Source organism: Streptomyces sp. NPDC001549 (assembly GCF_042894025.1).
Classification (GTDB): Bacteria; Actinomycetota; Actinomycetes; order Streptomycetales; family Streptomycetaceae; genus Streptomyces; species Streptomyces kutzneri.
The window spans coordinates 1-14,875 of record NZ_JBIAVJ010000059.1 but is presented as its reverse complement, the minus strand read 5'-3'; the positions used below and the strand labels follow the sequence as shown (position 1 = coordinate 14,875).

Sequence of the window (14,875 nt, the reverse complement as noted above, 5' to 3'; positions counted from 1 at the left end):
CCGACGGCGGCCGCGATCGGGTGGATCAGGGCAGGGCTGGCCATAGCAGGGCCTCCTGTCGATGTCGTGGGGCCCCGCCCTTCGGGGCTGTTCACCGGTGAGCTCCGGCTACTCGTGCGTGAAGGCGCGCTCCTGGTCCTCGGGCGTGAGGGGCCGGCAGCGAACGCCGGTGAGCTCCTCGGACAGCTCCCACAGCCGGCGGGCGGTGACGGTGTCGCGGATGGCACGCTCGCGGTTGCGCAGGACCGGTTCGCCGCGTAGCTGCAGAGGCCCGTCGGGCACGACATACGCTCCGCCCGGCAGGTTCGGGACGGTCGCGGCGTACAGGGAGGTCTTGGCGCCTTCGGGGGTGGGGCGGAAGGCGGCGCGGAGCAGCAGCCGGGTCAACGCTCCGTAGAGTCGGCCGCGGTTGCTGTTGGCGCCGCCGGTGAGAACGTTGGTGCGGGTGAGGCCGGGGGCAACGGCCGTGCTGCGCAGCTTCAGGCCGGCGGCGTCGGCGCGGCGTTGCAGTTCGGTGGCGAAGTAGAGGTTGGCGCGCTTGGACTGCAGGTAGGTGAACATCGCGCGGTAGCGGCGTTCGGCGTTGAGGTTGTGCAGGTCGAAGCGGGCGAATCGCTGGCCTTCGCTGCTGATGGTGACCACCCGCGGATCGGGCGATGCGAGCAGATGGGGCAGCATCAGGCCGGTCAGGGCGAAGGTGCCCAGGTGGTTGATGCCGAACTGCGACTCGAAGCCGTCGGCGGTCCGGGCGAAGGGCACCATCGCCACTCCGGCATTGTTGATCAGCAGATCGAGCCGGTCATGGTCCCAGCCGTCGGCGAAGGTGCGTATGGAGGCAAGATCGGCCAGGTCGAGGAGGCGCATCTCGGCCTGGGCGCCGGGTGCCCGGGCGAGCAGTCGGTCCAGGGCGGCCTGGCCTCGTTGGGGACTGCGGCAGGCCAGCACGACATGGGCGCCCCGGCGGGCGAGCGTCTCTGCTGTGACCTGGCCGATGCCGCTGTTGGCTCCGGTCACCAGCGCCAGGCGGCCGGATTGGTCGGGGATCGAGTCGGGGGTCCACGTACGGGAAGTGCTGGGCATGGCCTTCCTTCTCCTGGTTCGAGGGCGTCCGGCGTCGGCGCGTAGCTGGGCACGAACCCCAGCCATTGCAACTTCCAGTTGCGATACGCTGGAGCCTGACACGTGACCACCCACTAACGCAACTGGGAGTTGCAATGGAGTTGGGTTCCTCCGAACCCGCCCGCCCGGTCGGGCGCGGCCGCAAGGCACAGGCAGCGGTGCGCGCCGCCACCCTCGCCGAGTTGGCGGACAGGGGCTACGCCGAGCTGACCATCGAGGGCGTGGCCCAGCGGGCCGGGGTGCACAAGACGACGCTCTACCGGCGCTGGAAGGACCGCGCGAGCCTGGTCGTCGACGCGCTCACCGAGCACTTCGCCACCGACATCCCCATTCCGGACACCGGCGCCGTCGAGACCGACCTGCAAGCCCTCGCGCGGGCGCTCGTGCAGAGCATGACCAACCCTGTGGGCAGGGCGGTGCAGACCGCGCTGTTCTCCGACGCCGGCCGGCTGCCGGAGATCGCCGAGGCGAAGCGGCGAATCCTCGCCGACCGGTTCCGACGGGCCGAGCCCGTGGTCGCGCGCGCCATCGAGCGGGGCGAGCTCCCAGCCGACACCGATCCGGTCGAGCTGATCAAAACGCTGGCCGCCCCGATCTACTTCCGATTGCTGGTCAGTGCCGATCCGGTCGAGGAGGGCACCGCCGACCAAGCCGCGCGGATCACGCTCGCCGCCGCCCGCGCCGGCGCCCTGACGCGGGGCCCTGCCCTAGCCGGCAAGGCAACCGAAGCGGACGCCGGTCAGGAATGAACGGCAGCGCGCTCGCCCCACGCGTGCAGTGCAGCCACAAGGCGTCCGGGCCTGTGGTCACACAGGCCAACGGGCGCCCTCCGCCGTGGTCGCGGCCAGCACCACATCGGACCGTTCATCCAGCCCGACAGGCCAGGTCCGTGCGGCGGATGCCGCCTCCGGGGTGCCATGCCATGACGGGCGCAGAGCTCCCGTGTTCGGGCACCGGGACGCCGTGATGATGCCGCCGCAGTCGTGCGCCTGCACACGCACTCCTCCCCCGGGCCGCGTACGCGTACATGAGGGCCGGATTCACCCCGGCAGGTGAGCCCTGGGCCGGCTGCGGGCACACAAAAAGGGCCCCTCGCACCCGAAGAGTGCGAGAGGCCCAGGGCCGTGTCCGCCGGGTTCGTATCACCGCCCCGACGGCAGCTACTTCTTGCCGGTGACCTTCAGCGGCCAGGAGACCTCCGGGGCGTCCGCGGCCGCCTTCTCGTCCAGTGCCGTGACCAGCACCTTGCTGGCCACCCACCGCCGGCTGCGCTGCTCCACATCCCCACGGAATTGATCGGACAGGTGCTCTCGTCGACGTCCTTCTGCGTGCAGACGTGATCGGTCTCAGTAGAGCCGTGGGTGGTCACCCCGCACGGCGTGAACGTCGCCTCGAAGTTGCCGTCCTTGTCCGGGTGGACCAGACCCGGCCCACCCCCGCGATCCGCCCCACCTCGGCCAGCAGCACCGTGTCCTCCCCCGGGAGCACCGGGGACAGGGCGGCGAGCGGTGAGCGGCAGCCCGCCCGGGCCGTGACCACCGCCCGCCAGTCGACGGACGGCCGGACGACCGGGAGCAGTGCGATGTCCTCGGCCGAGTAGAGCGGGACGGTGGTGACGCCGCCGTGGGACTTGTAGTCCACCTCCACCGAGCCGATCGGGGAGACGAACCCGAGCCGCACGGCGGCGTCGAAGTCGACCCTGCGGACGCCGAGCCGGCGGGCGGCCTGGTCGGGGCCGAGGGGGACATGGCGGTGGGCCTTGACCCCGGATTTTGAACACGTCTATGCGGCTTGGGTCAGGATAGTTGCTGCTGGTTGGAGGGCGTTCTCGTAGGCGATCGGAGATCGCTGGCCGAGGCGGGAGTGCCGGCGGCGGGTGTTGTGTCGTCACCACTGGCCTGCGCGGCGGCCCGCTGCGTCGAGTAGGCGCCGGGCCGGCGCTCGCCGGCGGCTCGGATCCAGTTCCGCAACGTCTCGGTGTTCACCCCGAGATCGCCGGCGACCGACTTGATCGTCGCTCCCGGCCTCGACCGGTACAACGCGACCGCGTCCGCCTTGAACTCGGCGGGGTAATGCTTCATCCCCACGGGGACTCCGTTCTCCTGGACCATCAAGATCCAAGTGTCTCCGGTGTCCAAAATTCGGGGTCAAGGCCCCGTGGTGATGTTGCCCGTCGTCTGCACCAGGGTGGATCGTGACCTCGATCGAACGGACCGCATATCCGCAGCGGTTTAAGCGGCTGATCACCGCGCATGAGCTGCATCTGCTCTTCTCGCCGACTCGGGAGGAGGCGTGGGCAGCGGAGCGGATGGATTCCGATGAGCATCAGCTCGCGATGCTGCCGGCGCTGAAGTCGTATCAGCGGATGGGGCGCTTCCCCAAGCCGGAGGCATACCCGGAGGCCATCAAAACGGCACACGCCGACTTCGCCGCCCTCCAACAGCGCGACCTCAGCCCCGTGTAGTTACTCAGTGCTACATGTCGGGTGGCGACAGTCATACGAGAACACGGCCGACTGCGGGGGAGTCGAGCCAGGACTGCGGGATCAGTGCCACAGTCCTGGTTCGGGTTGCGGTTCCTCGGAGGCCCGATGCTGGGACGTACCTATGAGGCAGATGCCCTCATTACGGGCAGGAAAGCGGGGCGAGGCCTGCACTGGTGAACACGTAGCTGACTGATCGTTTGTCTGGTCCCGGATAGGAGACGACGACGGCGATCCCGTGGCTGTTGGTTCCGCCGTACTGCGGTGTTATCTGTGTGTAGGCGCGTCCGCGCAGGTCGGCGGCCCAAGTCGCGGTGGAGTCGGTCCAGGTGATCACATCTCCGGCGACATGGACCCAGTCGATGGGCGCCCCCTCGACCACCATGACCGGCGCCAGCCATCCGGCCCTCCAGGCGTACAGATTCTTGTTGCCCACCCCGGTCCACGCCCAGGTCGTTCCGTCGCTCGCCGAGGCCGGTGAGCCGTCGGCGGCTGCAAGCGCCGCGGGGAGGCTGCCCGGCGTGCCCTGCGCGGTGACCGCGGTGAGCTTCGTGGGGGTGTCGATGGCGAAGGCCTCTGGCCAGACCAGTGTGTCTCCGGCGAAGAACGAGGGCGCCATGCGCCAGGTGTGCACGATCTTGTCGGTCGCCGAGGCGAGATCGTAGAGATGGACCTGCCGCTGGACGTCGGTGAGTTTCTGGTCCTTGGTCCCGTCGCTGACTCCCTGGACCCAGGTCGCCTTGCCGTTGTTGACCCACGGGTACATGAACGGCCCGGGCACCGGTTTCCCGTCGGCGCCGACTTGGGTCTTGGCGATGCTCTTGGGGGCTCCGCCGGCCTGGGAGTCCCAGGCGAACAGCTCCCACTTGGAGCCGACATCGTTCGAGGCAAGGGTGTTGAAGACCAGCCAACGGCCGTCGAAGTCAGCCAGGCCGAGGCCACCCTGGCCGGAGTTGGCGGCGGTGTAGATCGTGGTGCGCTCGCGACCCTGGTCACGCAACCAGACCAAGGTCACACGGCCATCGCGCCGACTGGCGGCGATCACCGAGGAACCGTCGGGCGCCACGGCCATCGGGTCCAAGGACTCGCCCTGCGCCGCCTGGAGCATGCCGGCGGTCTGGGCCTGCTTCCAGGCGGCTGGGGTGTCCACCTTGCAGAACGGCTTGCCGGAATCGGCCGGGGGCAGGGAAACGGACGGCTGGGAGGGTGCTCCGCTGCTCGGGGTAGGAGACCCTGCTGTCGCCTCGGAAGTGCGTGGCGCCGGCGAGCACCCGAAGGTGCCCGCCAGCGCCACGCCTACCGCTGCGATCAGCAGTCTCCTACCAGTGGTAGCCACGGCCGCCCATGATCGTCACGAGGGTGCTGTTGGGCATTCCGCTCCGTGCAGGCACGCTGGACCACACGGTGGTTGCCGAGTCCAGGTAGGCCGCCCAGTCCCCGTCGTAGCCCTGGAACGGGAACCAGTGGTAGATCGTCGTGCTGTTGTTGGGGTGGCCGACGAGGTGCGGGCCGTTGTAGACCTCCATCGAGTTGCCGACCGTGGAGGCGCCGGCGTTGATGTCGCCTATGAGGTGGTTCTTGAACGCGGCGACTTGTTCGCTGTTGGCGGTGTAGGGCAGGTTGACCCTGAGATAGTGGAACCCGCCCGCTTCGTCGTTCAGCTGTTTGTCCATCTGGTCCACACCGGTACCGCCGTTATTCGGCGTGATGCCGACCCAGCGGGCGAAGGTCCCCTGGTCGTGGTTCCAGATACCGCGCATGCCCAAGGCCATCACCAGTGTGGCGGCCCGCAGTAGTTGTTGTACCACTGGCCCTGGTGGGTGTTCGCGAGCATCTTGCTGGTCGCGGAAGTCAAGGCCTTCGGTCTGTGGGCCGCCATGTACGCGTCCTTAGCCTTGACTTCGGCGGCGGTGGCGTTCCTGCCGCCCCAGCCGTCCTTGGACTTGTCGTTCCGGTCGTCGTTGGCGGCCTTGGCCGCCCCGACCTCCTGCGCGGATAAGGTGCCGCCCCCGGTCTCCAGCGCGGATAAGGTGCCGACTCCGGTCGAGGGCGGGGATTCAGCCGAGGCGGCCTGCGGGGTGATCAGTCCGGCGAATACGAATGCGGCCAGCACTCCTGCCGTGGTGGCCTTGGCTGCAATTCTCATGATGTCCTTCGGATGGTTGACGGGCTGTAGGGATCGGCGTGCTGAGAGGCGGCGCCGTGGCGGCCCCGCCGAGCAGGTCTGCGGGGCCGGGCCCCCGAAGTGCGGAAGGGATTGTGCTCCTGGCGGCTATAGCAGTGGGCAGGTTCTCTACCGACCCAGATTGATGCAGACAATGACGGAAGAATGGGTCAATCCGTCACTCATCCACAGGAATGAGATAGCAACGCCCAGGATTCCGAACGAATCAAGGCGCCCTTCCGGCGGAAGTTCAGATCCTTACACGCCGAACCTGTTGAGGGGGATTTGAGGTTGACCACTAAACTCCAGCCACAACTGACCGAACTGTCCACAAGTGATGACCGTCGACGGCCCTCGGCCGCCCCACGCCGCCACCTCGTTAGAGGGAAGCGGAGCTTCCACGGTTACCGCCCGCGATTGACTCCGGATGAAGCCGTCCAATAGGCATCACGGCACACCGTTGTCCACGGACACGGTGAAATCCGGGTGAGCAGCGCCCGTCCACCGGAACTGAATCTGCCGACGCCGGGGATCACGGGAAAGTGGGCCCTGGCCTCGAATCACCACTCCAGTTCCTTGAGTGCACGGCTTCATCTGGACGGGCTGGTGAGGTATGACGGCCGGTCACGGCGATTTGGGGATCAGGAGCACGGCGGCGTGGATCGCGTCGTTGATGGTCATCCCAATGCGATACCAGCGGGGCGGCCGGTGGTGGTCTGCGGCTGCCAATGCTTCTTCACCTCGCGCTCCAGGCGCGCGGCTAGGCCGTCTCTTTCGGATCTTGCCGGGCCCGCGACGTCCGGCACCGCACCCGGCCGCGTTGGCGGGGCGCCCGAGTACGTCCAGTACAAGGGCGCCCCTCCGCCTTGCCGGACACGGCACCGGACGCCGCGGGCTCGGCCGACAAGATCCGAAAGAGACGGCCTAGGTCTGCGGAATGCAGGGGTGCCCTGTCGTGCGCCCCCGCCGAACGGGTGAGGGTCGCCGGAATTCGACCCGGTCCGTGGTGTTTGAACTCGATGCTTGGCAGGTCGGGATGGGTTGACGCACGTGGAGAGTGTCATGGCGAACGGTAGTGTCCTGCTGGCTTTGCGCGAGGACCCCTTGGGCCGGGGTGTCGGCGGTGACCAACTGCGAAGGATCGGCAAGGAGTTGGAGAATCGCGGCCTGGAGGTGCGGTGGGCGCGGACCGTCGAGGCGGCCTGCGCCGCCCTGCGTACGGAGGCGGGCCTGTCGGCCGCGGTCGTCGCCTGGGACCTGCCGTCCGAGACCGGCGAGGACAGCGACGGCCGGGGAGCGGCCGTCTTGCGCCAGATCACCCGCCGGTTCACGGCCCTGCCCGTCTTCGTCGTCATGAGCGAGGAATCGGACCACGGCCTGGACCGCCTCCCCCTGTGGGTGGCGGAGACCGCCGTCGGATACATCTGGCCTCTGGAGGACACGCCGTCCTTCATCGCGGGCCGGGTCTTCAACGCCGCCCGGGAGTACGGCGACTCCGTCCTGCCGCCGTTCTTCAAAGCGCTGCGACGGTTCGACGACGCCCACGAGTACTCCTGGCACACCCCGGCGCACTCGGGCGGCGTGGCCTTCTTGAAGTCGCCCGTCGGCCGGGCCTTCTTCGACTACTACGGTGAGCGGCTCTTCCGCACCGACCTGTCGATCTCGGTGGAGCAACTGGGTTCCCTCTTCGAGCACAGCGGCCCCATCGGGGAAGCGGAGCGCAACGCCGCCCGGATCTTCGGCGCCGACCGTACGTACTTCGTGCTCCACGGCGACTCCACCGGGGACCGTATGGTCGGCCACTACTGCGTCACCGCCGACGAGATCGCCCTGGTTGACCGCAACTGCCACAAGTCGGTGCTGCACGGGCTGGTGATCTCGGGTGCGCGCCCGGTCTACCTCGTCCCGACCCGCAACGGATACGGGCTGGCCGGACCGCTCCCGGCGCGCGAGACGGCGCCTGCCGCGGTCGCCGCCCGGATCGCCGCCCACCCGCTGACGCCTGGCGCGGTATCGCCCCAGGCCCAGTACGCGGTGATCACGAACTCGACATACGACGGCCTTTGCTACGACACCGTGGAGACGGCGCGCACACTGGCGCCCAGTACTCCACGGCTGCACTTCGACGAGGCCTGGTTCGCCTACGCGCGCTTCCATCCCCTGTACACCGGCCGGTACGGCATGGCCGTGGGGCCGGACACCTTCGAGGGTGACGAGCGTCCCACGGTCTTCGCGACCCAGTCGACGCACAAGCTGCTGGCCGCCCTGTCGCAGAGCGCCATGGTCCACGTGAAGTCCTCACCCCGAGCGCCGGTCGAGCACCATCGGTTCAACGAGACGTTCATGATGCACGGCACCACCTCGGCGCTGTACCCGGTGATCGCCTCGCTGGACGTGGCCGCGGCGATGATGGACGGGCCGCAGGGCGAGTGGCTGGTGAACGAGGCGGTGACCGAGGCCGTGCGGTTCCGGCAGGCCCTCGTCCGTACCGGGCGCCGGATCGCGGAGGCCGGGGACCGGCTGCCGTGGTTCTTCGGCGTCTGGCAGCCCGACACCGTCACCGACCCGGCCGACGGGGCCACCGTGGCCTTCGCAGACGCCTCCCCGGCACTCCTGGCCTCCGATCCCCGCTGCTGGGAGCTCGTCCCAGAGGCGGACTGGCACGGCTTCGAGGGACTCAGTGAGGGCCAGTGCCTGCTGGACCCCATCAAGGTGACGCTGACCTGCCCCGGCGTCAATGCGCGCGGTGAGGCGGACTCCTGGGGCATCCCCGCCCGCATCCTCACCGCGTACCTGGCCGGCCGCGGCATCGTCGTGGAGAAGACCGACACCTACACCACCCTCGTCCTGTTCTCCATGGGCATCACCAAGGGCAAGTGGGGCACCCTGATGGACGCACTCATGGACTTCAAGGCCCTCCATGACGCCGACACCCCGCTGCGCCAAGTACTGCCGGATCTCGTCGAGCGCTACCCGCAGCGCTACAGCGGCACGACCCTGCGCGGTCTTTGCCAGGACATGCACGAACACCTCACCCGGGCGGAACTGATCGACGCCCTGGACACCGCCTTCCAGCAGCTGCCGGAACCCGTCGTCCCGCCCCAGGCGTGCTACCGGCAGCTGATCCGGGGCGGCACGGAACGGCTCCCCCTCGCCCAGGCCGCCGGCAGGGTGGCCGCGGCCATGGTGACCGTGACTCCCCCGGGGATCCCCGTCCTGATGCCCGGAGAAGCGCTCGGCGCGCTCAACGGCCCGGTCCTGCGCTACCTGTGCGCGCTGGAGGCGTTTGACCGGGCCTTCCCCGGGTTCCACAGCGAGGCCCACGGTGTCACCATCGATGCCGACACCGGGGACTACCTCATCGAATGCGTACGCCTGGGCATCCAGATGACGTGAGCCTCACGTCGCGTCGTCTTCTGGCCAGGGCAGTTCGAGTAGCGCTCTCCGCCAGCTGGCGGAGTCACCAGCCACTGTCAAAGCCATCAACGAGATCCGGGCCTGAACACACGTCCGGCCTTGGTCCCCCCTTCCGGGCGTGCCGGTGCCCCGGCGGCGCTCGCCACCGGGGCACCGGGAACGGGGGCCCGCCCTACCACCTAGACGGGGCGATGCCGGGACTGCTCGGCCCCGGGCTTCTCAGTCGCCGGGGCCTTGCCACCGGACAGACGGGTACCGAACCGCAGGACCGCAACTTCAGTGTGGGTGCGTGCCGTGGCGAGCTTCGGGGCCCAGTACACCCGGGCCCGATCGATCCAAGCCCCGGGCCGCAGCCTGGGCGGAGGGGCCTTCCACGCCAAGACGGTCAGCTCGCCTTCCACACCCTCTCCGGTTCCTCCCCGCCCTGACGCCTTCCTGCGCGCGGGTGGTGATCTGGGTGCGGCAAGGTTGTTCGGCCGGGCGACCCAGCGAACGCGGAATCACGCTCCGCGACCGCTTCCCAAGATCTGTGCCAGAGCCCGTTCTGACGTCGTCCGACAGTCCCGTCGGCGGCCCCTGCCGGGGGTCACATGAACACCGCGCTCGCACTGGCCTGGGCGGCGGCGGCGCCCGAGTTCCTCGGCTTGTGGTGGACCGTGTGGGTCATGCCCGCGCCACGGGAGTCACAACGGGCACACGGGGCCGGATTCAGGGTCGAGCAGGCCGATCGGCGACGGCGCGGCCTGCGGGACAGCATCCGGGTCTGGAAAACGCGCGCCGGCTGAGCTCGCCCATCTCCCAGGTCTGCCGCTCCAGCGCATCCGCCATGCCCGTGTGCGCCCGCCGGGCCGGCGCTGCCTCTCGGTGCGCGGCGACAGTCGCCGGACTGCGGTCGAGCCGACGGCTGCCACGTGCCCGGCGAGCGCGGGAGTGATGGCCGCCAACCGCTACCGCAGGGAGCCGCCGACGGCCGAGGGCTCCCTGCGGCCCGCTCGATCGGGCCGTGCGGCCGATGGGCTTTCCCGACGCCGGTCGGACGGGCGGATCAGCGCAGTCCGGCGAAGAGGTCGTTCTCGGGTACGGCCGCGCCGGTGACGTCCTTGACACGTACGAAGGTCTCCATGCCCATCAACTCGCCGAACCTCTCCTTGCCCATCTTCAGGAAGAAGATGTTCTCGCCCTGACTGGCGTGCGCGGCCAGCGCCTCGAACTTCTGACCGCTGAACACGGTGGTGTCCACCCACGTGGTGATCTCATCGTCGGGGAGGCCGATCTCGGCCATCGCTGCGGCCTCGGCGGGATCCGGCTCCGGCATGTCCTCGTGAAACTCGCGCATGATCTCCCCGAACCGCTGCATCCCCGAGCGGGGCATCGCCGTCCAGTACACCTTCGGTGTCAGCGCGGTCATCTCCAGCGCCGCCATCGTGATGCGGTGGGCCTGGATGTGGTCGGGGTGGCCGTAGAAGCCGTTCTCGTCATAGGTGACGACCACATCGGGCCGGTAGTGCCGCATGAGTTCCGCAAGTCGGGCGGCGCCTTCCGCCACAGGGGTCTGCCAGAAGGATCCGGGGGCGTCATTGCTCGGCCAGCCCATCATCCCGGAGTCGGCATAGTCCAGCGTTTCCAGATCGCTGACTTTCAGGACGTCACAGCTCGCCTCGAGTTCTTGACGGCGCATCAACGCGACGGTTGCCGGATCGTGCCCGGGATCGCCCGGCTTGACACCCCCCGGTCCGTCACCGCAACGGCCGTCGGTACACGTCACGAGAACCGTGCGGATGCCTTCCGCCGCGTACCGCGCGAGGACACCTCCGGTTCCGGTGGCCTCGTCGTCGGGATGGGCGTGCACTGCCATGAGCGTCAAGGGCCGGTCAGTCACGAAACAATCCTCCTGCAGAAAAACTTCTTGGTCCGAGTGCGCGGCGGGCGTACCGCGATCCTGGGGGTCCGGATTCTGGTAGGGCGGACGACCCTGTGGTCTCCGTTTTCCCCGCCCGTGCGGCGCCGGTCCCCCGGTCGGTGCAACCGCGCCGACCGGACCGGCTGTTCCCGGCACGGCCGCTCGGTTTTCCGGACAGCCTCCGCCTGGCCCGCCTGGCCCGCCTGGCATGCCTGGCATGCCTGGCCGGCCCTTTGTGCGAGGCGGCCTGCTCGCCACCGCGATCAGCCGACACCACCCCGGTCGGAGTGAGTAACCCCGTCCATCGGCCCGCACAGGATTGCTGACCAGGCCCTCCAGGCCCAGGACGGAATGACTTCTACGCCCCTCGCAGCTGCGGCCGGCGCATCACGCGTAGTAGCTGACGATCACCAGCAGTGCCGTGCATTCTGCGAGGAGCTGGGTGGTGAGCGCTGCCTGCCGTACCGGGAGGGCGGGTGCGGCCAGGGCGACGACGAACGATACGGCGCCAATGCCGGCGCTCCAGACGAACAGCCACCCGGGCAGCCCCGTGGTGCACTGCCGCCCGTACGTTATGCAGCCCGACACCTGCACCGATGACAGAAGCAGAATGCCTGCCGCCAAGCACGCCGCAGGGAAGAGCGCGGCCGCCAGGCCGGCCCAGAAGCGGGAGCGGTCCCTTCCCGAGGCTATTGCCTGGGCCGGGAAAGTCTCGGAGGGGGAAGCTGTGTTCATGCCCTGATCCAACAAAGAGTTCAGGCTTGGCACATCCGTCCGGCTACTCACCGGCACGTGCGCCCGTACTCAGCCCGCCCCCGCCGGGCTCTGTCACCGTGCTCCTCGCCCTGCCGCGCCCGGTGGTAGGGCGCACGAGCGCGTTCGAGGCGATCGAGGCGATCGGCCGCCTCCCTCCCCTCCGTGTCCTGGCCGAGCACTACACCACAGCTGCTCCAGCTCCCGTCACCCGCCGCCTCACTTCGGAACCGTCCGGACGGATGCTCTCCGGCGACTGTTTTTCAGTGTTGTTGTGGGAAGCGTTGCGCGATACTCGACCTGTGGAGTGGCACGAGCAGGCACAGGCCGCAGAACAGACCGGTGATTGGGATACAGCCATCTCACTGGTGAGCGCTCGTGCCGAGTGCTTCTCCGCCGATTTCCACGCGCACAGCAATCACCTGTGGCACATGGATTTGCTCGTCCGTGCGGAGCGGTTCGATCAACTCACCGAACTTGCGGTCACAGACGTCCACGCATGTCGGAGACTCAACAGATCGCTTCACGAGCGTGGAATGGAGACGGAGCTGCGCAACCGTGCCAGTGATGGCGACGGCGGGGCCCTGTATCACCTTGTGAGGTGGCTGTACGGGACAGGTCGGCCCCAGGAAGCCTGTCGAGCGGTTCAGGACCTGGGACCTGAGGATGAGTACGCGCACCAGCTCGTCGCAGACTTGCGTACGCCTACAAGCGATGCACGATAGCGCTCCGCGCTGGCTGGTCTGCCCGGATCCGGTCAGCGAACGCATGTCGCTTCAGCATGCCGGTGACAACCTCCCAGGAGTGTCCGAAGGCCGGCACCCGGGCAGACCCTGAAGGAGAACTGCCGCCCTCCGGTTCGATGGCGGCCCGCGCCGGAGCTGCCGGGTTGCTGTGACCCCGGGTGAAGTTCACCTTGAGCATTGCGCTCTGCGCCCTTCGCACGGAGGGAGCGCGTCGGCCCGGACCTGGGGGTTTCCCCGGAGCGATCAGGACGGGGCAGAACCGCCATCAGCTGCTGTGCGCTGACGCCTGTAGTCGCGAGCTGCCCGGGCGCGGTTTCCGCATGACGGCTTGCACCGCTCCTGCCGCCCGTGGCTCTTGACGAAGTAGCGCACGCACCGGGCGCGGTGCAGGATCGCAACCGCGTGCACTGCGGGCCGCTGAGAAAGTCGATCGCGGCTCGGGCCAGGACCGCGACAAGCCGAACGTACGGATCGTCTTCCGCTGACAGCAGTCGGACGGCAGGGACTCCTTCGACGGGCCGGTCGATCTGCGGGGCGACCAGTTCCCGCGCGGCAGCCGTGTTGAGGTGGACCATTGCCTGGTCGGCAGTCATCAGGCGATGGGCGTCCGCCGGGCCGGGGGGAGCGGGACTGACCACTCGGGCGAACAGGGCCCGGACTGCCTGCCGAAGCTCGATGATCCCGAGCCTGAGGTTTTCAACCGTCGTGGCTTCGGGTCGTTGGCATGAGCATGGGGCGGGGAGATCTAACGCATGAGAAGTGGGCCCGGCTGAAGCCGCATCTGCCGGAGTCCGGGCAGCGCGGCGGCCGGTGGGCCGGCCACCGCAGGGTCATCAACGGAATCCTGTACCGACTGCGCACGGGGGTGCCATGGCGGGATCTACCTGCGCGTTTCGGTCCATGGAAGACGGTGTGCGAACGGCACAGACGCTGGTCGGCGGACGGTACCTGGGACAGGAACTTCGCGGCCGTCCTGGCCGACGCCGACGCGGAAGGCCGGATCGACTGGTCGATGGTGAGCGTCGACTCGACCTCCTGCCGGGCCCATCAGCACGCTGCCGGCGCTCGTAGGAAACCGCCACGAGTGCCGGGAAAATGCGCACGCCCCGGCAGCACCGCCCAGACGAGGGACTCGGACGCTCCCGGGGCGGCCTGACCTGCAAGATCCACCTCGCCGGTGAGGGCGGACGACGCCCCCTGGCCCTGCTGATCACTCCGGGGCAGTGGGGGCGACGCTCCGCAGCTCATCCCGGTCATGGACCGCATCCATGTCGCCCGCCTCGGCGGCGGGCAACCACGCACCCTGCCCTACCATCTCGGCGGCGACAAGGCGTACTCCTCCCGCCGCAACCGCCGCTACCTGCGACGACGCCAGATCAAGCACACCATCCCCGAACCGAAGAACCAGCGGGCCAACCGCCAACGAAGGGGCAGCAAGGGCGGCCGACCCTCAGGCTTCGACAAGACGATCTGCAAACGAAGGAACGAAGTCGAGCGAACCATCAACGAGTTGAAGAACTCCCGGGCCGTGGGCACGAGGTTCGACAAGCACGGCTGCATCTTCCACGGCACCGTCACCGTCGCCTCGATCCGGCTCTGGCTCCGCCCGTGATCTCCGCCGGATCTAGTCGCCGGTCTGGCCGTCGAGCATCTCGCGCAGGATGTCCAGGTGGCCGTTGTGGCGGGCCGTCTCCTCGGTGAGGTGAAGGATGATCCAGCGCAGGTCGACACGGAGACCGTCGCGGACGGCTCCCTTGGCCTGGATGTCCAGGCTGTTCCCGGCGACCAGTTCGCGGTAACGGGCGCTCTGTTCGGCGTATTCGTCGAGCAACTGCGTGAGCGGGAAGTCAACGGCGATACGCATCTCGCGGTCGGGGTCCTCATCGGTCCAGGGGCCCCGGTCTTCCTCGCCGAGGAAGACCACCTGGAACCAGTAGTACTCGACCCAGCGGAGATGGTTGATCAATCCGCTCATGGTCATCAGCGGCGAGCCCGGCAGCAGCGCCTTGCGGGCGTTCTCCGCGGAGACGCCATCGCACTTGGCGCGGGCGGTGTCACGTGTGTAGTCGAGAAACGTGGTGAGCTGGGTGCGCTCGTCCCACGCGGGCGGTGTGTCGTCGATTCTTGTCATCGCGCGAAGCGTCCCCGATCACCGCGCCCGATGTCGAAGTATTTTTCGACGGGCCCAACCTGTTCCACCTAGTGTTCTGCGCCAGAAATCTCAGGGTTAAGTCTGCGCCTGGTTGCCCGGTTCGGATGGGGTGATCTTGGTGAGGTAGTCGGCGAGGGACTTG

Annotated in this window: 13 protein-coding genes and 2 pseudogenes; 5 read left to right on the top strand and 10 right to left on the bottom strand. The window is 68.5% G+C overall.

Annotated elements, in window-relative coordinates; translation table 11 throughout:
- Positions 1–108: 108 nt before the first annotated feature.
- Positions 109–1,080, bottom strand: coding sequence for an oxidoreductase (locus ACFY04_RS42965; RefSeq protein ID WP_389126461.1), 972 nt, complete (start codon positions 1,078–1,080; stop codon positions 109–111).
- 134 nt (positions 1,081–1,214) lie between these two features.
- Between ACFY04_RS42965 and ACFY04_RS42960 the strand changes: the two genes are divergently transcribed.
- Positions 1,215–1,868 carry a TetR/AcrR family transcriptional regulator gene (locus tag ACFY04_RS42960; RefSeq protein WP_389126460.1) on the top strand — a complete coding sequence of 218 codons (654 nt, stop codon included), beginning with the start codon at positions 1,215–1,217 and terminating at the stop codon, positions 1,866–1,868.
- Positions 1,869–2,484: 616 nt separating this feature from the next.
- On the opposite strand, the gene ACFY04_RS42955 is transcribed toward ACFY04_RS42960, so the two are convergent.
- Together ACFY04_RS42955 and ACFY04_RS42950 are read right to left on the bottom strand one after the other, a co-directional pair.
- Positions 2,485–2,799, bottom strand: coding sequence for a hypothetical protein (locus tag ACFY04_RS42955; RefSeq protein ID WP_389126459.1), 315 nt, complete (start codon positions 2,797–2,799; stop codon positions 2,485–2,487).
- A gap of 116 nt (positions 2,800–2,915) precedes the next feature.
- Positions 2,916–3,200 (bottom strand): transposase, encoded by a 285-nt coding sequence (locus tag ACFY04_RS42950; RefSeq protein WP_389126465.1) that lies wholly within the window; start codon positions 3,198–3,200, stop codon positions 2,916–2,918.
- Between the two features lie 113 nt (positions 3,201–3,313).
- Between ACFY04_RS42950 and ACFY04_RS42945 the strand changes: the two genes are divergently transcribed.
- The gene (locus tag ACFY04_RS42945) at positions 3,314–3,583 is read left to right on the top strand and encodes a hypothetical protein (RefSeq protein WP_389126457.1); all 270 of its coding nucleotides are present in this window, start codon (positions 3,314–3,316) and stop codon (positions 3,581–3,583) included.
- 160 nt (positions 3,584–3,743) lie between these two features.
- On the opposite strand, the gene ACFY04_RS42940 is transcribed toward ACFY04_RS42945, so the two are convergent.
- The 3 genes from ACFY04_RS42940 to ACFY04_RS42930 form a co-directional block, all read right to left on the bottom strand.
- Entirely contained in the window at positions 3,744–4,751 is a 1,008-nt protein-coding gene (locus tag ACFY04_RS42940) for a hypothetical protein (RefSeq protein WP_389126455.1), read from the bottom strand.
- Positions 4,752–4,920: 169 nt separating this feature from the next.
- The gene (locus ACFY04_RS42935) at positions 4,921–5,373 is read right to left on the bottom strand and encodes a hypothetical protein (protein ID WP_389126453.1); all 453 of its coding nucleotides are present in this window, start codon (positions 5,371–5,373) and stop codon (positions 4,921–4,923) included.
- A complete protein-coding gene (locus ACFY04_RS42930) occupies positions 5,373–5,747 on the bottom strand; it encodes a hypothetical protein (protein ID WP_389126451.1) in 375 nt (124 codons plus the stop codon). Before ACFY04_RS42930 ends, ACFY04_RS42935 begins: the two co-directional genes overlap by 1 nt.
- A gap of 1,080 nt (positions 5,748–6,827) precedes the next feature.
- Here ACFY04_RS42930 and ACFY04_RS42925 point away from each other — a divergent pair.
- Complete coding sequence (locus ACFY04_RS42925) at positions 6,828–9,161, top strand: Orn/Lys/Arg decarboxylase N-terminal domain-containing protein (RefSeq protein WP_389126449.1); 2,334 nt, start codon at positions 6,828–6,830, stop codon at positions 9,159–9,161.
- Between the two features lie 611 nt (positions 9,162–9,772).
- A complete protein-coding gene (locus tag ACFY04_RS42920; protein ID WP_389126447.1) occupies positions 9,773–9,967 on the top strand; it encodes a hypothetical protein in 195 nt (64 codons plus the stop codon).
- 260 nt (positions 9,968–10,227) lie between these two features.
- On the opposite strand, the gene ACFY04_RS42915 is transcribed toward ACFY04_RS42920, so the two are convergent.
- From ACFY04_RS42915 to ACFY04_RS42905, 3 genes and pseudogenes are all read right to left on the bottom strand, one after another.
- Positions 10,228–11,061 (bottom strand): PIG-L family deacetylase, encoded by an 834-nt coding sequence (locus ACFY04_RS42915; RefSeq protein ID WP_389126463.1) that lies wholly within the window; start codon positions 11,059–11,061, stop codon positions 10,228–10,230.
- Positions 11,062–11,469: 408 nt separating this feature from the next.
- Positions 11,470–11,670, bottom strand: coding sequence for a hypothetical protein (locus tag ACFY04_RS42910; protein WP_389126446.1), 201 nt, complete (start codon positions 11,668–11,670; stop codon positions 11,470–11,472).
- Between the two features lie 1,154 nt (positions 11,671–12,824).
- Positions 12,825–13,279: pseudogene (locus ACFY04_RS42905) on the bottom strand (ABATE domain-containing protein); the annotation flags it as partial.
- A 32-nt stretch (positions 13,280–13,311) separates the two neighbouring features.
- Here ACFY04_RS42905 and ACFY04_RS42900 point away from each other — a divergent pair.
- Positions 13,312–14,193: pseudogene (locus ACFY04_RS42900) on the top strand (IS5 family transposase).
- Positions 14,194–14,205: 12 nt separating this feature from the next.
- Here ACFY04_RS42900 and ACFY04_RS42895 read toward each other — a convergent pair.
- Complete coding sequence (locus ACFY04_RS42895; RefSeq protein ID WP_389126445.1) at positions 14,206–14,712, bottom strand: DinB family protein; 507 nt, start codon at positions 14,710–14,712, stop codon at positions 14,206–14,208.
- Positions 14,713–14,875: the final 163 nt, after the last annotated feature.

Bases quoted from the DNA above. Each gene is read 5' to 3' on its own strand.
- ACFY04_RS42965 (WP_389126461.1), bottom strand. From the start codon at position 1,080: ATGCCCAGCACTTCCCGTACGTGGACCCCCGACTCGATCCCCGACCAA.
- ACFY04_RS42960 (WP_389126460.1), top strand. From the start codon at position 1,215: ATGGAGTTGGGTTCCTCCGAACCCGCCCGCCCGGTCGGGCGCGGCCGC.
- ACFY04_RS42950 (WP_389126465.1), bottom strand. From the start codon at position 3,200: ATGAAGCATTACCCCGCCGAGTTCAAGGCGGACGCGGTCGCGTTGTAC.
- ACFY04_RS42935 (WP_389126453.1), bottom strand. From the start codon at position 5,373: ATGGCCTTGGGCATGCGCGGTATCTGGAACCACGACCAGGGGACCTTC.
- ACFY04_RS42930 (WP_389126451.1), bottom strand. From the start codon at position 5,747: ATGAGAATTGCAGCCAAGGCCACCACGGCAGGAGTGCTGGCCGCATTC.
- ACFY04_RS42925 (WP_389126449.1), top strand. From the start codon at position 6,828: ATGGCGAACGGTAGTGTCCTGCTGGCTTTGCGCGAGGACCCCTTGGGC.
- ACFY04_RS42920 (WP_389126447.1), top strand. From the start codon at position 9,773: ATGAACACCGCGCTCGCACTGGCCTGGGCGGCGGCGGCGCCCGAGTTC.
- ACFY04_RS42895 (WP_389126445.1), bottom strand. From the start codon at position 14,712: ATGACAAGAATCGACGACACACCGCCCGCGTGGGACGAGCGCACCCAG.